This window comes from Spartinivicinus poritis, assembly GCF_028858535.1.
Classification (GTDB): Bacteria; Pseudomonadota; Gammaproteobacteria; order Pseudomonadales; family Zooshikellaceae; genus Spartinivicinus; species Spartinivicinus poritis.
The window spans coordinates 30,560-49,454 of sequence record NZ_JAPMOU010000012.1 but is presented as its reverse complement, the minus strand read 5'-3'; the positions used below and the strand labels follow the sequence as shown (position 1 = coordinate 49,454).

Genomic DNA, 18,895 nt, shown 5'->3' with positions numbered 1-18,895 from the left:
TCATTAAGCTTCGATAAAATCCAACAGTGACTTGCTTTTTTTCTTTTCCACTGGCGTCGCTGGTTTGGTGGGCCAGTAATAGTTGCGTTGAAACTCAGGCATGGCTGATTTCGGTGTTAGAGTTGCCAACAAGGCATCGGGAATACCTTCGGCACTGAGTACAATGTGAGCGTTATTGCCTCCTAGGCCAAAAGCGCTAATTCCTGCTCGCCGAAGTGGGCCTGCCCAGACCTGGTTTTCAAGTACAGGGTATAAAGGCGATTGGGCAAACTGGAAACGGGAGTTTGGCGTGTGGCAATGTAAGGTTTGTGGTAACTGCTTATGCACAATCGACAATAAAATTTTGATGATACCGGCTACGCCTGCAGCACTGAGCAGATGCCCCAGATTACTTTTGACGCTACCAACGCTACAGAATTGTTTCTGATCAGTTGCCTTCCTGAACACATGGGATAACCCCTTTAGCTCAATAGGATCGCCAATCAGAGTACCTGTACCATGTGCCTCGACATAACTAATGCTCTGCGGTGCAATGCCGGCATCGGCAATCGCGGCTTCAATTAACGCTTCTTGTGCCTCCGGGTTTGGCGTAGTCACTCCCATAGTGGCGCCATCATTATTCACCGCGGAGCCCTCAATGACTCCGTAAATTTTGTTGCCATCGGCAATAGCCTGGGACAACCGTTTCAGGATTAATACACCACAGCCCTCACCCAGTCCTATTCCATTGGCGCTTTCATCAAAGGTCTTACAGCGGCCATCAGGGGATAGGGCTTGCGCTGCACTCAGCAAAATATACGGAGATTCATCCAGTAAAATATCTACCCCCCCAGCCAACGCAACTGTCGATTCACCCTCCCGCAAGCTTTTTACTGCTAGATGAATAGCTGTCAGACTACTCGCACAAGCCGTATCGACCACCATATTGGGGCCTTTGAAGTTATAAATATGGGCAAGATGGGCAGCAATAAAATTCTGGCCTAAGCCAACAATTGCATTTTTATCAAATTGATTGGGGGCAAACTTATGGGCAAAGTTGCTCATCCGAGAGCCAACAAAAACACCCACATTTTCACCCCAGAGCGCCTCCTTGGTATAACCACTGTCAGCCAGGGCTTCAGCGCTTACTTCTAACCATTGTCGTGCCAAGGGGTCAACTTGCGGAGCCAGTGAACGACTGATACCAAAGTAGTCGGGGTCAAAATATTCAATCTTGTCCAAAAAAGCACCCCAGCGGCTGATACTGAAGCCTTTGACAAACTCTCCTGGCAGATACAGCTTTTCTGGATCCCAGCGGTTAACCGGCACATCCGTCATACTGTCCCTGCCCACTAACAGGTTTTCCCAGTAGTCATGGGTAGTAGGTGCATCAGGGAAATGGCATGCCATACCAACCACCGCTATTTTATTAGCCAGCAACGCACTATCACCTTGCGTATACATAGACACCGCTTTCTGGCTTGCTTGCGATGTGTTTTCCAACTCAGCAAGCGGCACTGGCTTGGTGTGAGTGCTATTAGTTTGCACCTCTGCTAGCGGTGTTTCACCACCTAGCTCGGTCGAGGGGTGTCCAATCACGGATTTTAATCCACTGCCATGATGTTGAATCAGGTAGCCGGCTAACTGGTTAACCGTTGGGTTTTCAAGCACGATTGAGGGGTCCAACTTTTCACCGACCATATCCTTATCCATTTGCCGGATCAGTTGTGCAATCAAAATCGAGTCAATACCTAGCGCCTGAAAAGGCTTGTCTCTATCCAGCTTGTCCAGGTCCAGATTAATCAGTTGGCTGACTAGTTGTTGTACCCATACAGCCACCGTATCAAATGCCGGTTGACGAAGTACTTCCTCAGTAGTCTTTTCCTGTTCAGACTTCAGGGGGGTAGGCATTAGCCCTGCCGATGCTTGCTGGTGCATTGAATGCTGAAGACAGACAGCGGCATTGAAAATCGCTGGATTTACCACTGCAGGCAGTAGTACCGGATCACTTTGCGTTAACGCACCATCAAGCAATGCCAAGCCTTCTGCATTGGTGTGGGAAAGTAAACCGGTGTCTCGATAGACTTGGGTTCGCACCTCGCCCATGCCGGTTTCTTTCCAACTCGGCCACTGTAAACTCAAGTAATAGGTATTCCCGGCTTGATGCTGGTGGCGTGACCAGTTATCCATAAAACCATTAGCCATGGCGTAATCAAGCTGCCCTACTGCCAAGCGAGGCATAATGGCAGACACCGATGAAAATAGCACAAAGCGCTGGAGTGGCTGCGTTTTCATCACCTCATGCAGGTGGATTAGGCCCTGCACTTTGGGTGCTAAAACCGCTTCAATATTGTCCCACGTTTTGTGAATGAAAGCCGGGGTCTCTTGATCCATAAGACCTGCGCAGTGCAAGACAACCGCCACCTGACCAAGCGTTTGGTTAACCATGGCTAGCGCTTGCTGTAATTGGGCTGTGTCAGTCAACGGCGTATGCTGTATTTCGACCTGAATACCCTGTGCTTCAAGTGCTAAGATCGCCTCGATTTTTTGCTGCGTACTGCTATCACCATAAGCTGGGTCTGCAACATATCGCTCCCAAGTGCCACGACCAGGTAATGGTGCTTTTCCATGTAATACCAGCTTTTTAACCCCATAGTGAGCGACCATATGCTGCGCACAGAGCAAACCAATGCCACGGGTACCACCCGTTATCCAGACGACTCGGTCAGCTGGAATGTTAAATGTGCCAGGATTCGGGGTCATTTGCTCCAGGACAGGTATCAAGCGCTGCTGCTGTTGATAGTGACAAAGACTTGGTAATGCCTCTTGCTGATACTCAGCCATAACCTGTTGCATCAACGCTTCCTCGCCTACTGCCACATCAGTTGCAGCAACGACTAAACACCGCGCGGTAACCGTGCGATATTCACTCTGTAACATACAGTAGAGAGGCTCCTCTACTGTCGGGGCATCTTTAATTCCTAGATACAGTAATCTTAAGCTTTGCCCTCGGCGCTGGTCGATCAGGGCTTGTAGGAGTTGGAGTTTTTCCGGTAATCGCTGAGTGGGTTGTAAACAAAGGCCAGTTAAGTCAATCAGCCCATCATAGCCAGACAAATCCCCCAAAGACGACAGCTGGATGCTATCTGCTTGTACCAGCAACCCATGAGTAAATTCCCGCTGCAGTCGTTCAGCCATCACTTTCTGGTCGTGGTTATGCAGTAACAGGAGACGATGGTCGATGTTGGCTGAAGACAAACTGTCCTGCGAGGCTAGTGGTCGAGAATAAGCCTGTGAATCGTCTCTACACCAGCTGGGTCGCAAATAGATCGATGCTCTTTTCAATGGCGATTGTTCAGCTATCACTGATGATGCAGTGGTGCTCCCCTGCGTTTCAAGCCAATAGCGTTGCTGAGCAAAGGGATAGTTCGGCGCAACAATACGGCTGGGGCGACGGTTGTCGTAAAGCAGCTGCCAATCAATATCCAGTCCCTTTACCCAAAGCTTGGCAAGCTTGCTAAGGTTTTTTTGTTTCATCCATTGATCAACTAGCGCTTGACCATCTTCATCATCAAGAAGCTCAGTGAATAAACCTGGTGTTTTATCTACCGCCCCCTGATACAAAATGCCTTGATTACTGTTATCACTAGCCAACCGATGCTCACAGTAGACCTCTAATAATTGAATCAAAACCGATTTATCATCAACTAGCAGCGCAATACGCTCATCCATCGCTTCACGCCCGGTTTGATAAGTGTAAGCAAGGTCTGCAAGATTGAGGGAAGCGTCTGAACACTTAAGAAAACTGATCAAGTTAGCTGCATAACCACTTAATCTGTCACGATTTTTTGCCGAAAGAGTAACTAACACGGGCTCTGTGACGTTAACGGTTTTGCCCTGGTTTTTTGAGCCTGCTGTTTCAACTTCTGTCAGCTCAGGGGCGTATTCCTGAATCACCAAATGGGCATTGGTGCCGCTAAAGCCAAAGGAGCTGACCGCGGCACAACGGGGTATTCCCGGTGCTGTGTGCCAAGGACGCAATGCGGTGTTGATATAAAAGGGGCTATTGTCCAAAGTAATATGCCGGTTTAATGTGCTGAACTGGGCATTGGGCGGCAACATTTTTTTCTGTAGCGCCAGCACAGCTTTGATCACCCCAGAAACGCCTGCAGCTGGTAACAGGTGGCCAATGTTGCTTTTCACTGAACCTAACGCACAGTATTGGGTTTTCTGGGTATAGGCACTAAAAGAGCTAATCAGCGCCTCCACTTCGATGGGGTCACCAAGCTTAGTGCCTGTTCCATGAGCCTCCACGAGAGAAATGGTTTCAGGGTTAATCCCAAACCGGTCATAGACCCCTTTTTCCAAGGCAATTTGAGAATTGACACTCGGCGCTGTCATCCCGTTGGTGCGCCCATCCTGATTCACACCCCAGCCTTTGATCACACCATGAATTACATCCCTATCTCGCACCGCTTCGTGAAGGCGTTTTAATAAGATGACGCCTACCCCTTCTCCAGGGACAAACCCATCTGCCCGATCGTCAAAGGTAAAACAACGACCCTGCTCTGACAGCATGCCTGCTTTGCTGGTCATAATATGCATAGAAGGCCCAGTTAAAATACAAACTCCACCGGCTATAGCGAGGTCACTGGTTCCCAGCACGAGACTGTTACACGCTTCTGCAATGGCGACCAGCGAAGAAGAGCAAGCGGTGTCGATAGCTGAGCACGGCCCTTTTAAATTCAACAAATAAGCAATCCGTGCAGATAAAATGGAAGAGCTGACCCCCATTAGTCCCTGTGCATTTAGGGCCTGACTGTAATCACTGCCACTGCAACCTACAAAAACCCCACAAGCACTATCCGATAAAGTCGCCGGGTTCAATCCCGCATTTTCGATGCAATGCCAAGCATTCTGTAAAAATAACCGTTGCTGCGGGTCCATCGATTTCGCTTCTGCCGGCGAAATATTAAAGAACAGCGGGTCAAATACATCTATGTCCTCCAATACCCCCAGCCAGCGGCTGTAGGTTTTTCCTGGGGCATCTTTGTCAGTATCAAAGTACTGATCGATCTGCCAGCGTGCCGCTGGTATCTCCGAAACACATTGTTTAGCTTCAGCAATATTCTCCCAAAACTGATCCAGGTTTTTAGCCTGGGGAAACTGGCCAGACATACCAATAATGGCAATTGCCTGCTCAGCAAAAAAGTCTTGCGATTGATAAGGTGTCGAGTGGATTGCTTCTGTTTGCGGCGATGTACGAGAGATGCCATTTTCTGTCTTAGCACTGGTAGTAAACAGCGACTTGTGTTGAATATACTCGCAGGCTTTTGTCATCAATAATTGGCTGATAGTAACTACCGGTCGGTTTTGCCAATTTTCCAGCTCTGTGCCTTTAACCCACTGATTGAATGCTCCTAAGGCCGGACCAGAATGAATTTGAAAGTTATCTTGCTCAGTGGTCGTGCCTGCTAAAGTCACTTGATTGGTGTAATGAAAATACCACTGAAAAATCAACTTCATTTTTATCCGAGGGTTTGCTTGAGCTTCCAGTAATTGCTCAGGATTTTTCCGCGCTTTATAGACACAGACTTTATCCCAAACCTCTGCGAAAGACCGTTTAAAATAGTGCTGTTCGATGTCGCGCTGAACGCTCTGGGGAATAGCCTCAATGGACGAATATTGATGAAAAATTTGATAGAGCCGACTGGCCCGCTGAGGAAATTGAGTGCCTTTTTTGACAACCTGAGTCATTGCGCCAATTTCAAACATATCTCCGGCAGGTGCTGTGGTAGTGTCATGTACACTGATGCTGGACAGGATTGCCTTAACAGCCGGGTGAGCACCACTTTCCACAGTACACTGGTTAATAGAGCCAGTGAAAATAAAATCGGCACCCAACGCAAATGCAGCAGCAACTGCTTGCGGGGTACCGATGCCACCGCCACAGCCAACCATGATCGGCTCGGGGTAATGATGCTCTTGGGTCATCGAGGCTTTTAATGCCATCACCGACGGGAGCAGAGAAAAAGCCACGCCTTGGTCAGTATGCCCGCCGGAATCCGCTTCCACCGCAAGGTCATCCACCATGGGTATTTTTTGGGATAGATGAGCCTCTTCTTCGGTAATCATCCCCTTAGCGACGAGTTCATTGACAATCAGCATTGGCGGCCGGGACAAAAACAACCGGGCTACTTCCAAACGGGAGCATTTGCCAATGATTCGTCGCGGCAAAATAAGACGCCCTTCCTGGGTTTGGGTAAGGCCCTTCACACGGCAATACACCAACGCGGGAGTAATAGTGGAAAATGCAGCGGCCTCAATCACTGGAATTTGATAACGGATAAAAGTTTCAGCTTGATCGAGCTCTTTTTGCGGATCATTGAGGTTCGCAATTAAGCACATACCATAAGGTTTAGTTTCCCCTAGCTGGGCTTGGATTCGCTGAATACTCTGCTCCAAGGCATCAAGCGATAGCCCAGCACTACCAAAAAAGCTCAATAAACCCGCCTGTCCCATCGCCACCACCAAAGCTTCCGATGCAATAGCTCGGTACATGGAACCAGTAAAGTAGCTGAGTTGACAGCCATAGCGCTGTTGAAATAGTGAACTACCAAAGTGCTCAGGCAACTTCTCATCACTTGCAGAAGGCGCTCGGTAATTAACATCAACCACGTTATGCAGTGACAAAGCCTCAGAGCCACTATCCAAAGTAGGTTCAGCGGCTATTTCTGGTTGAGCGAGCTTTGGTTGAGAGGTTGGAAGACTAGGTGTCACCTCCTGAGCACAGCTTTGTTGTCTAGGTTCACTTTGCGACAATAGTTGCTGGAGAAAAGTAGCAAACTCACTCATTGTGGGATAGTCGTAAACCTTGGTAGCCGGTAGGTTAGTTTCATAGGTTTTATTGATACTTTGAATCCACTCGACCCCGACAATAGAGTCCAACCCCATATCCACAAACGGTTTATCAATGGCAATATCATCAGGCTGCATAAACAGTGCTGTTGCCAAGCTTTCCTTTAGAGACTGCTGTAACATTGCCAACGAGTATGCATGCTTGGCTTTCCCATCAAGCACTGAAACGGCTTCCGTAACACCAGCAACGACTGTTTCACGATGATGTTTGTGCGCATCACTCACCGTCAGCTGCACATTTTGATCAGGTGCAGGCTGGTACTCTTGTCGAGTGAGTTCCTGCTGAAGAAAATGGGAAAATTCACTGATGGTGGGATAGTCATAAACTTTGGTGGCCGGCAGGTTAATCGCGTAGGTTTTATTGATGCTCTGGATCCACTCAACCCCGACAATAGAATCCAGCCCCATATCCACAAACGGTTTATCGATAGTGATATCTTCAGGCTGAGTAAACAGCGCTCTAGCCAAACTGGCTATTAAGGTTGATTGGATTGAGTCCACTGAAAAAGCCGGTTTAGCAGGTACCTCGGCAAAACCAGCGCCTGACGCTGTCAGCTTTGATACTTCTTTTTTTGTCGCCGCAGTCATTCCCGAAGCCCGTGCTGCCAACCGATTCTCTGACATAGCGGTTGATTGCTCGTTATTGGCACTGCGGCGGTTTGACAATGAGTCACTGCCTACCAAAGGCGCTAATGTAATATTGTTCGGCTTATTGAGTGGGGCTGAAAACGTATTTCGTGACATGTTGGTATTTGTTAAAGGATGCTGGACAACTGAAATCACCGATGACGTTTGCGCGGTTCCTGGTTGTTTAGAAGGCTGGTTGGCAGATGACTTCTTATCAATCATCTGACGGGTGTTGTGCTTTTGTCCCGGCACATCAATCCAGTGCCGTTTTTTAGCAAAAGGATACGTAGGCAAGTGCAAGCGCTGAGGTAGCTCTTCATATAAAGCGTGCCAGTCCAAGTGGTACCCTTGCACCCAAGCTTGGGCTACTTGTTCAAGCTGGTCTTTTAGAGTGCCTTGGGCAGCCCACTGCCTAATTCTATCTAGTCCCCCCTCCCCTTTCGTACTGGCATCAACCTCAAGTGATGCTGAACCTGTGCCTTTTGATTGAGCACGCCCCTGCCACAGCCTGTTGGCTATTGAAGCGGAAGGGCTATCCAGGAACGCTGTTAAGCTAGCTTGTAATTCATCGACATTGCTTGCCAGAACAATCAAGCGCTGTTCCAGACTAACCCGCCCTGTTTGCAGAGTATAAGCCAGTGAAACTAAATCAACTGAAGGGTGGGCTTCCAGAAAACCCAGCAGCCTGTCAGCATATGCCCGCAAACGATCATTATTACTTGCCGACAGCGGCACCAACACTGGCACTGCCCTTGGGCGCTTAATTTCCGTAGCCGCTATGCTAGATGGCGCTTCTTCGAGAATCAGATGCGCGTTAGAACCTGAGGCTCCAAATGAGCTGACCCCTGCTCGTCGAACTGAGGCTGTTGCGCTACTATCCAGCTGCCAGGTTTCTGTCGTCTGTTGAATATAAAAAGGCGACGATGCCAAGTCCAAGTAGGGGTTTATCGCCTCCGCATGAAGGGTTTTCACTCGGGTTTTATGATGTAGCTGTAAAATAGCTTTGGTTAAACCACAAATACCAGCAGCTGCTTCTGCATGCCCCATATTGGATTTAACCGAGCCCAGTGCACAATACTGGATTTTAGCTGTCGACGCTTTAAAGGCTCTGTTTAGCCCTTGAATTTCAATCGGATCACCCAGCGAAGTGCCAGTACCATGGGCTTCAATATAAGTAATCGTTTCCGGGTCCACACCTGTGTTTTTCAAGCACTCTGCAATCATCTCACCCTGTGCAACCGGGCTAGGCACCGTCATCCCACTGACTTTGCCAACATGATTAATGCTGCTGCCTTTGATCACCGCATAAATACTGTCTTTATCAGCAAGTGCCTGAGCTAACGGCTTTAATAAAACCGCACCCACACCTTCCGCTGACACATAGCCATCACCGCCTTCACCAAAGGTATGGCAATAGCCATCACTGGCGTGCATATCCATCATACCATAGGTTTGGTATTTCCCCGGGTGTAAGGAAAGGTTAACGCCACCAGCCAGCGCCAGCTGGATTTTTCCTTGGTGGATCTGCTCAATGGCCAGATGCACCGCTGTTAGCGATGATGAGCAAGCAGTATCAATCGTGATGGAGGGGCCATGGAAATTGCAAAAATAAGAAACACGATTGGCAATTTGCGCCATATTTAACGACAAAGGTATTTGCTGGCCTTCATACGCCGCCTCATTTTGCAACAAGGTGTAGTCTTTATGCATAACCCCAGCAAACACCCCTACGGGGCAACGCGGCTGATCGTCCGAACTGTCTACCTGGTTTACCACCATGTTTTCCGGTGTATAGCCCGCATCTTCCATAGCCTCCCAGCAAACTTCTAAGAATAAGCGCTCCTGGGGATCCATGAATTTCGCCTCACGTGGTGAAACTCTGAAAAACTCAGCATCAAAGCAATCCACATCATCGATAAACCCACCCCACTTAGATAGGTTTTTGCCTGAAGGCGACTTCATTTGATCAAACCGGTTTGAATTCCATCGCTCAGCAGGAATCTCGGTAATGCAGTCTTTCCCGGCTTTAAGGTTTTCCCAAAATGCGTTGAGGTTTTCCGCTTTGGGATAACGACCCGCCATACCTATTACAGCAACCGATTGATCAGTGACCTGTTTCTTCAAAGCAGCTTCAGGGGCGACTGGTGAGGCTACAAGTCTGGAGTCTCCATAAGTTGCCATCAAATGCTTAGCTAAACTATCAATGGTCGTATATTCAAAAAGTAATGTTGGGGATAAATTGAGCGCTAATCCTGATGCGATTGATTTCACCACCTCCAGCAGCAAGGCAGAATCCAAACCCAGCTCATAATAACCCGCTTTAAGGTCCACAGTGCGGGGATCAACCCCTAAATGAGCAGCGACTACTGAGGTTAAAAAAGACTTCATCGAAGTAGCAGTATCAGCTGTTTCCTCAATAGCTAAATCCACGCCCTCCCTTGAAGCCACTGTTGTTGCTCCTATCGCGACAGAGAGTGCCTCTGAATAAGCAGGCTGAGCTGATGGCTGCTGGCTTTGACCCAAAAACTCCGCATTTCTCACCCGCTTAGTACTGAGGTTGTTCAGTTCAGCTATTTTCTTGCCAGTAACTGTGAAAAACTCCACCGTAAAAGTAATCAGCTCACCTTTAGCAACTAAGCTAGCGCGCTGAACTCTGGCGTAACATTTGTCTTTCAACGGCTCAGAGGCATAAAAAGACTCATAGTAAAGCGGTAAGAACAAGTATGATGCTGTTGGCTGGATGCCCTTACCAGTCTCTTCCTTCACCAAGCTGGCTCCCAACCAGCCAAGCCCAAGTGCACTGCCATCGATCAGCGCTGGGTGAAACAGGTATTCAGCTGGACTTATCTGCCCTTGATTATTTTCAGTGACATATACCCAAAGCGACTCTGAATCCAAATAAAAATGCCCGCTCGGCTTCATGATGGCCGAATGACTGAGCTGCTCCCGATGATAATGCTGATAAATCTCGGCTAGCTGCCCGTTATTCTTGTTATCCTCTAAGTATTGAGCAGCCCCAGGACTATTTGCTGAATGCGCCATTGGTGGCAAAGTGGCAGCCTCAACAAAAGCATGCGGCGTCACTGGGTGAATCTCAGCTGTGATGTAAATCGCCTCTGAGGTGGCAGAGGCCCGCTGGTCTCTTACCGTTAACTGCCAATACCCAGCTTCTTGCGGTAGGGCTTCAACTGTCAGCTGGGCAGGGGCCATCTCAGTAACTACCAGTGGCCGATAGATTGACAGATGCCGCAGCTCTAGGGTGTTATAAGTCAGTTCTTCTTCGGCAAACCACTGATATAGGAAGTCAATCCAAGCCAGCCCAGGCAGCACAGCCTGCCCATAGATACGGTGGTTACCAAGTACAGGATGATCTACCGTTAGCTGCTGTGACCAGCTTTTCGAGCGAGCAAACCCATGTTGTAGTGTTTTCATCTGCAGGGGAGCGGCTGCCAGCGCCGGATTCTGGCCCTGTTGCAAGCTTCGGACATCACGCCGATTCAGCGTCGGTAATGCTAATGGGGAGCGGACTGGATCAGCTTTATGGGTCTCATAGTGTTTAAGAATCACATGAGCATTGGTTCCCCCATCAGCAAAGCAATTGATTGCCGCGTAAGCCAGCGGCATTGACTGCTGTTCTCTGGGTAGCTGACACTGAGCAGCGGCTAATGAAAAGTGTTCCAGTGGCTCCTGACCAGAGAGAAACGGCACTAAGCACTGGTGATGCACCATCAACACTGTTTTTATAAAACTGGCCATGCCTTCGGCACATAAGGGGTGACCAATATTCGGTTTCATAGAACCCAAATACAACGGTGAAGAAGACAAAGCAGTAGAAGAGGAAGAGTCGGCTCGGTAGATGGAAGCTACCGCTTTCATTTCAAGAATATCCGTCACCTGCGACCCAGAGCCATTCACATCCAGGTACTGCACTTGTGTTGGCTGACAGCCACTTTGTTGCAAAGCCGCCTGCATCACAGCTCTTTGTGCTTCAATATTGGGTGTCGCTGGCCCAGCAGTTCTACCATCATTGTTGACTGCAAGCCCGTCAATCACCGCGTAAATACGATCGCCATCTTGTTCCGCTTGAGAAAGTGGCTTCAACAAAACAACGCCAGCCCCCTCTCCCAGAACTACCCCATTAGCTCTTTGGTCGAGAATATGAAACTCGCCATTTTCTTGTAACAGGTTACGTCTAGTGAACATCTCATGAGCAGTAGGGCTAGTGAGTAAGCTCACCCCCCCCACTAAGGCCATCTCAGTCGCTCCAGCCTGTAAAGCGTCAGTCGCCATTTTCATCGCGACCAAAGCAGAAGAACAAGCGGTATCAACCACTAAAGCAGGCCCCTGTAAATTAAAAAACTGAGCCAGGTTGGCCGCTAAGTAATTTTGACCGGCAATCATCATTGGATTGCGCGCTTTATCCAAGCACTCAACAGCTGCCGGTACCGGAGCCCGCCCACCGATGTAAACCCCCATATTGGAGCCACTCATAGACTGATGGGTATACCCGGCGTGATAAAATGCTTTCAGGCTTTCCTCCAGCAACACAAGTGCCTGAGGGTCCATGTGTTGTACATCTGCTACCGGCAGTTGGAAAAATTCAGGGTCAAAGCCATAAACATCGTTTAACAAGCCCGCGTAATAATCGGTTTGCCTACCCCAATGGCTTTTGGGAATTTTTTGCAGGGCTGATTGCCCCTGCGCCAATAACTGCCAATAAGCCTCCACATCCTCAGCACCGGGAAAACGACAAGCCATACCAATCACTGCAATGGGGGCTTTTGGGGATAACGCCGCTGCCTGTGAACTCTCTGCTTGCGGTTGCGCTTGAAGCTCTTCCTGGGTGCTTTCATTCCGCTTATCGGCAACCGTGGCTGTCCCTGCACTACTGGTTGATAAAACCTCTGGGTCTGGTTTTGCTGGCAACCCCCCTTCTATCCCAGCTATTTCAACAGGATAGCTTCGGATTAACCAGTCACCAAAAGCCGCTAGGGTTGAATACTCCAGAAGAATCGAAGGCTCCAACTCAAGGGCTAGTGCCTGCTGGAGCTTTCGCAGTATTTGCGTCAATATGATGGAGTCTATGCCGTAATTGGCAAAAGGGGTGTCAACATCCAGTTGCCCCGGTTTCAACTTCGCTTCGGCCTCAACTAATCCCTGCAAGTAGGCATATAAACGTGGCTTGGCTGAATCAGTCAATAATGGGTTAGCCGCCGGATGGTGGCAGCTAGTAGTTATTTGAACCGTGTTTTTCTGGGTATTTTTTGCTGGGGAAGGCTTTATCGGGCTATGCTGCCCATTCGGTAACGTCAACAGAGCTTCTGCCTTAAATTCAACAGAATTCACGATGACCGGTGCAATAACTGACCCGATTAGCGGTGTCTTGAGCTGAGCCAGAATATTATCCAGAAATGCCAGCCCTTCTTGATCGGTGATGCTCAACAACCCGGTATTTTGATACGCCTGACTCTTAACCTCTCCCATGCCAGTATCCTTCCAGCTTGGCCACTGGATACTGACCACTGGCAACCCCTGATGGTTAGCTTGTGCAATATAGTCCATAAAGGCGTTGGCCATTGCATAGTCACTCTGCCCGGCCGCCAGGGAAGGAATTTCTGCCGAAATAGATGAGAATAACAAGGCAAACGCTAGATTACTGGGATTCAGTGACTGTAAGAGATTGAGCGTACCCTGCACTTTAGGCGACAGCACCGTTGACATACTGTCCACTGACTTACGGATAAACGCTGGGTTATGTGCATCTGCTGTCCCTGCCGCGTGAATCAAACCAGCAATTGGCCCCATCGTGGTTTCAATGGCTTTAATTTCAGCCACTACCGCTTCCTGATTAACCAGCGCTAAGGACAGCACGCGGACAGTCACTCCCTGGTCTTCTAACCCTTGAATCGCCTGGATTTTTTGCTGCAAAGACGCAGAAAAGTCCGCAAGCCTATTCCACTCCCCTTTTGGAGGAATCACTTCACGCCCCGTCAAAACCAGTTGTTTGACACCATAGTGGGCAACCAAATGGCGTGCGCAAAGCAAGCCAAGTCCTTGAGTTCCTCCTGTTATCAGTAGCACTTGATCAGGGCTAAACCGGTTTTTTGGCGCCTTCACAGCCAACAGCGGTTGCACTTCCAGGGCCGGCACAAACCGCTGCTGACCTCGATAGCAAACGGCTATTTCACGGCCCTCAAGAGCGATTTCCTGCAAGATAATCGACACTAGCTCGGAAACCGTTTGTAACTTGGGATCAAGATCCAGGTGTTTGCTAGTGATAGCTGGATATTCGGCTTGCAACATACGGTATAAGCCTGCTGCTTGCGCCCCTGCTGGACTGGTACTGGCATTTTGACAAGACTCAAGCCCCTGGGTGACCTGTAGCAAGCAGATTCCACCAGTACGTTTGTGTTCTAATAAAGCTTGCAGTGGGCGTATCCAGTCGAAAGAGCCAGGAGCTTGGGGCAATTCATCTTGAAACACCCCAGAGAGATCAAGCCAAGTTGTACAATGGGAAATAAACTGTTCAATGCTAGCCATTTCATCGTCAATGGCCGTCACAGCCAACGGTAGTGCCTGATGAAACTGCTTCGCTAAAGCTTCTGCCAGCTTTGTTGTTGCCTGGTTATAAATAATAATGGCCGAGTGCTTATTTTCTTGAAGAGGGGCAGGACTACTCCCAGCTAGTGCCAGCATTGGCACCGGAGATACTGTCCAATTTTTCCTCATAAAGTAAGCAGCCCGCTGAACTGTAGCGCTCTTATCCTTATCGGGTATGTTGGTTTCTACCCAATAGCGCTCTTTCACAATAGGATAAGTAGGCAGGCTGACCCGGCGTGGTTTGACAGCCCCATAAAGCCTGTGCCAATCCACTCGCAAGCCATTAACCCAAAGTGATAGCAGTTTTTCGTACTTACCTTTAGCGATCCAGTCAGCCATCGCTGCTTGTAGATCTTCATCAGTGGCAAACAATGCAAGCATGTCATTGTGAGGCTTGGCTGTACCACGGTAAAAGCCATTGACGCTTTCAGCGTCTTGAAGATAGGCAGTCAGTTGACGCTTCAACTCTTCTGTCGAGCGCACTAGTAGCCCTAGCCGCTCATCCATCGCTTCACGGCCGACCTGTAAGGTATAAGCAATATCACCAATATCAGGTGCTCTATGATCATCGACTTCAGTCAGCGCTTGCAGCAAATTAACAATGACTGCCCTCAGCTGGGTTTGGTGCTGCGCTGAAAGCACAATCAGGTAGGAGCCTTGCCTGGCAAACAGGGGCTTTTCCTGCTCCTCAGCAGGTAATGGGATATATTCTTCAATAATTAGATGGGCATTACTGCCGTTAGCCCCAAATGCACTCACCCCAGAGCGCCTTGGGTAAATGCTGGTTTCACCATCTTCATCGATAATTTCTGGCCTTGGCCAAGGCTGTAGGGCCTTCGGAAGATAAAAAGGTGACTCCTCCAACAGAATATGTCGATTAAGGGTCTCAGCATGCAGCGTTGGAAAAATCTCCTGATATTTGAGCTGTAATAATATCTTTGTCAGCCCTGCTACTCCTGCTGCTGCCTCTAGATGGCCAATATTAGATTTGGATGAACCCAAAGCACAGTACTGTGTCTCTGAGGTCCATTGTTTAAAAGCTGTCTGTAGTCCCTGAACTTCGATGGGATCTCCCAAGCGGGTACCTGTGCCATGGGCTTCGACATAACTTATCGTACGAGGATCAACACCCGTTTGAGTTAATGCAGCGCTGATCAATTCCGCTTGGGCGTGCGGGCTGGGTACCATAGCCCCAGAGGTTTTACCAACATGGTTGATGCTGGAGCCTTTGATAACCCCATAAATGGAATGCCCGGCTGCCTCTGCATTTTCTAGGCTTGTCAGCAAAACAGCACCAACCCCTTCACCAGGGACATAGCCGTCACCACCATCACCAAAACTCCGGCAACGCCCATCGCTGGATAAGAATTCCATCTCCTTTAAAAACAGGTACTTATGTGGGTGTGTCACCACATTCACACCACCAGCAATGGCATACTGGCATTCCTGACGGCGGATACTTTCACAAGCAAGATGAATCGAAGTCAGTGCTGACGAACACATGGTATCCAGGGCAATGGATGGCCCATGTAAATTCAAGCTGTAAGACACCATGTTGGCAATGGAAGCCAGGCTATTGCCAAAAGCCATCGGCTGCCCACCCTGAGAAGCACCCTGGCTGTATAACTCATAGTGGCTCCAAAAGGCACCGACAAAAACACCTACGGGGTTGCTACCATGAGCATTACGATCAAAATACACCCCCGCATCTTCACATGCCGCCCAAGCCGTTTGTAAAAAAAGTCGGGCTTGAGGATCCATAATTTCTGCTTGCCGAGGGGAAATATTAAAAAATAGCGGGTCGAATTTATCGATATCGCCGATAAAGCCGCCCCATTGATAATAATCCTCCACTTGATAGGAAAATGCCGTAGAGTCCCACCGGTCTTTAGGAATCGCGGTAATGCAGTCGCGCCCTGCTCGTAAATTGCGGCTAAATTCGGCTATATCTTGAGCCATTGGATAAGAGCCAGCTAATCCCACAATGGCGATATCGGCTTGCTCCCCCCTTGAGGTGATCATTACCTTGTCGGCAACTAGCCCTAAATGCTGTCGGATCTGGCTTTCATTTCCTTGGCAAATGACCCACTGAGTCGGTGTCTGATACAACGCTTTAGTTAATACAGCCAAACCTGCTGAAGTCGGTAATAGCGTCATCCCGGAAGCTGCTTTGATCATACTCACCAACTCATCTGGCAGACTCATCCCTCCCTCTTGCCACAAGGGCCAGTTAATGGTGATTGTCTGGCCACTGCGCTGCCCTGCTTTCACTCGCTGATTACGCACTTGGGCGAATATATCCATAAACCCATTTGCACTGGCATAATCAGCTTGCCCTAAATTGCCTGTCACTGCCGAAATAGAGGAATATAACAGGAAAAAATCCAGGGGTTCGGTTTGGGTCGCCTGATCTAAATAACACAAGCCATGGACTTTGGAGCCAAAAACATCATCAATTTCTTGTGGTTTTTTCTTTAACAGAACCGAGTCTCGAATAACACCAGCGCTGTGAAAAATGCCGTTGAGCTGACCATAGTCTTGCTTTATTTGGCTCACTAATGCTTGTACTGCTTCGCTTTGGCTGATATCTGTCGATATATAAGTGACCTCAGAGCCTCGCTGCCTCAGTTGCTCAAGCTTTGCTTGGCCTGACTGATTGAGTACCGACCGTCCTACTAACACCAATCTGACTCTGGCCGTTTGTGCTAAGGCTTGCGCCAAGTGATAGCCCAAACCACCCAGCCCACCGGTAATCAGATAAACGCCCTGCTCCCGATAAACCACAGGTTCAGCCGCTTGGAGTGGCTGCTGTGATGCTTGTAGCGGGGAACGCTCAGCAGATTGCCCAAGTGATACTGGCACCAACCGCTCAATATAACGTTGCTTAGCAGACTTACCGCGATAGTGGACCTGTATTCTGTGGCGGTCGTAACCATAGGCTTCTTGCTTTAACAGGCTCGCCAACACTTCTATGGGGTACTCATCCAGATCATCAATGCCAATAATCTGGCCATGAATAAGGGGGTTCTCTTGCTGGGCAGTTCTTAATAATCCAGCTAAAGCTCGGCTATAACAGTTATCACCCCGAAAATCACCCAGTACTTGCAACGCCAACGGAGTAGTGACCGGCCCCTGCAAGTAGCCTTGTATCTGCTGTAAGGTAAGGTCAAACTGGTGACGAAAATCTGTAGCGATACTCTCATGGACAACCGGCTGGACGATGACCACCCCATCGCCAAAGGAAGCAGATAAGTTTTCCAAGACTGATGATGAAGGGTGGCAGAGGATAATCCGCTGCGCTATCGGGTTCGCTACAGTCGTCTTTGCTAAGGATTGCACTTGCCATTTCGGGGCAAAACACCACGTCTTGTCTTCCAGTAATGAGTTCTCTGGTACTTCCCTTGGCTCATCTAATGACGCTTTGTTTTGTCCACTTACTTCAACTGGTGAATGATCAGCATCTGGTCGTTGGAAGAGATTAGCCAGGGCATGGCTATACCTTTCTATCAAGTAGTCCGATAAGGCGTGGATGGTCGTGTATTCAAATAACAACGTTGGGTATAGCGACGCAGCCAGCCCTTGCTCCAACTGTTTAACCAAATACAATAGCTGGGTCGAATCTAACCCCAGACTATAAAACCCAGTGTTTATACCCACCTGGTCACTGGGTTTGGCCAAGACTTTACCGATAGCTTTTTGCAAATACCGCTGTGTTTGCGCTTTCAGCAAGTCAGTATCCACAACCTGTTGTTGGGTTTGATTGTCAGCACCCACGCCCTCAGGTTTAGCCACCGGTTTCACGGGTGAATTCCACTTTATCGACTCTGGCGCTTGAGAACTAGCGGCACTGGACATCAATCGTTGAATTAATTCAGGACTACGAATACGCTTTAATGACAGGTGATGAAATTCAGCGAGAACCAAACCTTGCTGATTAAAAAGGGTAATATCGTTGGAGATAACATCAGGCTGTTGGTGTGGCTGGCGAGCTGGATGCGGGTCAGTAGTACCCCGTGAATACACATAAATCTCAGAGGGCAGCGCACTATAGGCACGGAACCGTTGAATTGAAATAGGAATATAAGGCATCTGCCCATAAAAAACCCCAGCATCGTGGCCGGCAAGCTTTCCAGAGGAGCCTGCAAAGGTTGCCCCATCTAAAAAGGCCGGGTGGGCATAAAAATTCTCCCGGAATTCTTCTGCCAGCGCATTCAGTTTAAGATGCATTAGTTCCTCGTCACCCTGCCGATACACCACACCTGCTGTCTTCATAAACGTGCGATGTTCAACACCTACCTGACGAGCCAACTGATAAATCCCCTCCATCGACCACTGATCAGTGGCTTGTTTAATAAATGCTTGCGGGTCAATGGCTAGGGCTTTGTCATCATTTATTGAGGTAGTTTTCTGCTGATGGGATTTTACCAGTGTTAATTGACACTCGGCATTTTCATCCCAATCCTCATCATGTGCCTGCCCAGGCTTAATCGGCTGACTTTGAATGGTCACCTGCCATTGGCTATCCGTCAACTGAGGGGTAAAAATGACTCGTACTTTTTTATCCCATGACTCAGTCGTTGCAATTGGCGCTTTGAATAAAATAGCCTGTAATTCAAAATTACAGTGGCCGAATAACTGCTGGCCGAATCGATAAATAACATCTAAAAAAGTCACGCCTGGTAAAATACGTACATCATGTACGCGGTGATCACGGACAATAAAATTATCATTTTCCAGAATAAACTGATATTGAGCTTTTTTTCTCATAACG

1 protein-coding gene is annotated in these 18,895 nt (G+C 48.7%); it reads right to left on the bottom strand.

Translation table 11 applies throughout. The annotated features are described in order from the left end of the window. Nucleotides 1-3: 3 nt before the first annotated feature. Complete coding sequence (locus ORQ98_RS11375) at nucleotides 4-18,891, bottom strand: PfaD family polyunsaturated fatty acid/polyketide biosynthesis protein (protein ID WP_274688930.1); 18,888 nt, start codon at nucleotides 18,889-18,891, stop codon at nucleotides 4-6. Nucleotides 18,892-18,895: the final 4 nt, after the last annotated feature.